The organism is Telluria sp. AZSoR62 (assembly GCF_058111565.1).
Map to the genome: position 1 here is coordinate 1 of NZ_JBYTST010000027.1, position 2998 is coordinate 2998.

General features: G+C 61.2%; 2 protein-coding genes. One reads left to right on the forward strand and one right to left on the reverse strand.

The window, feature by feature from the left end:
- Nucleotides 1-435 precede the first annotated feature (435 nt).
- The gene (locus AC3XQU_RS22600) at nucleotides 436-846 is read left to right on the forward strand and encodes a DUF2061 domain-containing protein (protein WP_489876414.1); all 411 of its coding nucleotides are present in this window, start codon (nucleotides 436-438) and stop codon (nucleotides 844-846) included.
- An 11-nt stretch (nucleotides 847-857) separates the two neighbouring features.
- Here the strand turns inward: AC3XQU_RS22600 and AC3XQU_RS22605 are convergent, their stop codons facing one another.
- Nucleotides 858-2732 (reverse strand): serine hydrolase domain-containing protein, encoded by a 1875-nt coding sequence (locus AC3XQU_RS22605; protein ID WP_489876415.1) that lies wholly within the window; start codon nucleotides 2730-2732, stop codon nucleotides 858-860.
- Nucleotides 2733-2998: the final 266 nt, after the last annotated feature.

Sequence of the window (2998 nt, forward strand, 5' to 3'; positions counted from 1 at the left end):
ACCTTCATCAAACGCCCACACTTATCGACTGTTGATTGTTAAAGAACGGTATTCGGTACTGCCTTGCTGTATTCGACAAAGCGTTGTGTTCGTCAGCAGCACAGAAGCGAGAGTATGCAGTGTTTCGCGTTTTTCGTCAACTTCTTTTTTCCCACCTTGTTGCTACCAGCAAAGCGATCACGCATCTAACTACTTGATTACGTTAACGTTTTGCAGACAGCGCCGAAGCGGACGCGAATTATAGCGCAGCGGGTCAAGGCGCTGCAAGGGCCTTTCGCTACGTATTTTTTCCGCCGTCGATTGGTCTATGGACGTCCACCTTCCGGCGCCGTGGGACTCGATAGGCCGCACCTATAGATTCCATTATATCAATCGATTTTACCGATAGGATGAGCATCGTTATCATTCTCATGCGCTTGAGAAACAGGAGAAGTGATGATCACCGCAGCGAAACGAATCAGCCAGGTTGTGACCCACATGGCCATCGCCTACGCCCTCGCCTATGCGATGACGGGGTCCGCCGTGTTCAGCGGCCTGGCAGTGCTGGTCGAGCCGGTGCTGAATGTGCTCCTGCTCCCCGTGCATGAAGCGGCCTGGGCGACATGGCGGAATCGAATGCAGACCGCACGCCATTTCCTCACGCTGGCCGAAAAGCTCAGCCAGACAGCCCTTCACGCGGGCGTGGCCTTTCTGGTGATGTTTGTCGCGACCGGCTCTGCTGCGATGGGAGGTATCGCGGCACTCCTGGAACCAGTATGCAATGTTTTGGTCCTGCCACTGCACGACCGCTTGTGGGATAGTCTCCGGCGCGGGGCACCGCCTAGCCTGGCAGTCAGCGGCATGTAAAACGCGGTTTGCTATCGCCACATCAGGAAAGGCAGCATTCCCCAGGCGGCGAGCACGACCGTCCATTGCGTTACCGCGAGCAAGGCAAAGCACTCGATCGCCGGGCGCCGCACTGCCCTGCTTCGCCTCGCCAGGCGAACGAGGCCGTAGATCATTCCGAACGGAAGCGCGCAGCTGGCAAGCGCAAGCAGTCCACTGGCGATCGTCAGGTCGCCCAAGGCGAGGAAAGACTGGGTGAAGAAAAACGGAAGCGGCGCAAAGAGCATGAGCACCGAGGCCAGCGGCACCGCCAGCATGCTCTCGCTACGCAAGCGCCCGCGAGCCAGTAGCCACAGTCCCCGGCACGGGACAAGCAGCAGGCCAAGAACGCCGAGCGCGGTACTCGTCCACAGCCACAGCATCTGTGCGAGCGCTACCTGCCGATACGTGCGCAGGCCGTCGCTCAGCAAGCGTTCCCCATGCGATGCGAACAGCACATGGGAAGGTGCGATCCGCCCGTCGGCCCGCAGCAGCATCCCGCCCGCCGGACGCAGGCTGGCCGGCTTGCCCTGAAGCGGTCTGAGCTGGAGTGCATTGCCATCCCATCGGACGTCGACAGGATTGAAAACGGTATCGATCCATGCCAGGGTCGTGACCGCATGCCAGGCCGGGACGTAAATGCCGCTCCATTGGCCAATTTCCTCCGGTGCGGGCTCGTCGGCGCCGGGTCGTGCAGGCTTTGCCAGTTGCAACTCAGCGAGCAAGGTCTTGTTCAGCTTGTCGTAGTCGGCAGTTTCCACGTCCGCATTTGCCGTCACAAAGAAGGCTTTGCGTTCGCGCGGGTACAGGCAAAACATGGCCTGGAAACCGACGCTGGTTCCGGGATGGCAGTCTCCAATTGCTTGGTGGCGATCGCGCGTGGCAAGGGCGAGGCCATGCCCGACGGGCAAGCCGGCGCGCGCCGAGTCCGTGCCACGTGCGCCGCTCAGTGCGCCCAGCAGTTCGGGCGCGATGAAGACCTGGCCTGCTACCTTGCCGTCGCCCATCAGGAAACGAGCGAGACGCCCCATGTCGGCGGCGGTCGTGGTGAACTGCACGGCGGGCCGTGCGTAGACGGGGACGGCGGGATGCGGAACCCGGTTGTCGAAATGCCCCATTGCCAAGCGCGGATCCGCGCCGGCGCCTTCCTGGCTGGTGTACGTAAAGGTGCTGTCGTCCATCTTTAGCGGACGCAACAGTTCAGCGTCGAGATACCGCTCGTACCTGGATTGGGTGACGGCCTCGATCACCATGCCCAGCAAGTGGTAGCCGATGTTGGAATACACAAATTGCGCTCCGGGCCGCGTGTTGAGCTTCATCGGGGCGGCGCCGAGCGCCTCGAGCAGCGGCGAGTCAGGGCGCGCCTCGAGCGTGAAAATCTGGTGGAAACGGAAGTTCTCGAGACCCGCCGTATGCTCCAGCAGGTGACGCACGCGAATTGGATCGGTTGCTTGCCAGCGATTGTCGAATCGGACGAGCGGCAGCAAGGGAGCGACTTCCGTTTCGAGCGTCAGCTTGCCGGTCGTGATCAGGCGCAGAACGCCGATGGCCAACGCGGTTTTTGCCACCGAGCCGACGTGGACGCGCGTGTCCGACGCCATCGCCTGCCAGGTCCCGGCATGTCTGACGCCGGCTGCACCGGTCACGATGCCGGCATCGGGGGTGACAAGTGTCCACACAGCGCCGGGCAAGCCTTCGGACTGCAGGTGCTTTTCCATCTCGGCTTGCAAAGCAAACTTGTTCGGCCCTGGCGGCGGCGTTGCGACGGCGGCGGCCGGGCGCATCCAGGCGAGGCCGAGCAGCAACAGCATTGCAGGCAGCAGAGACCTGCGGGCGGCCGAGTGCTGGCGAATCAGGGAAAACCGCATGCTTGCTCCTCGCTATATCGTGGACCCAGCGTAGAAGAATGCTTGCCGGCGCAGAAGACCTGTGCGACGAAGCGCGCAAAAGCACAGACGAACAGTATGTGGTCGGTGTGAAGAAGCGCTGTCGCGCCAGAGCGAAGGACGCAAAAAGGCCACTCAGGAGAGGATTCATCATGTGAATCCGAACGAGCCGGCTTCCAAACGCAAAAAACCCCACCAGATCACTGGTGGGGTTTTGCTTATAACTAGCCTGACGATAACCTACTTTC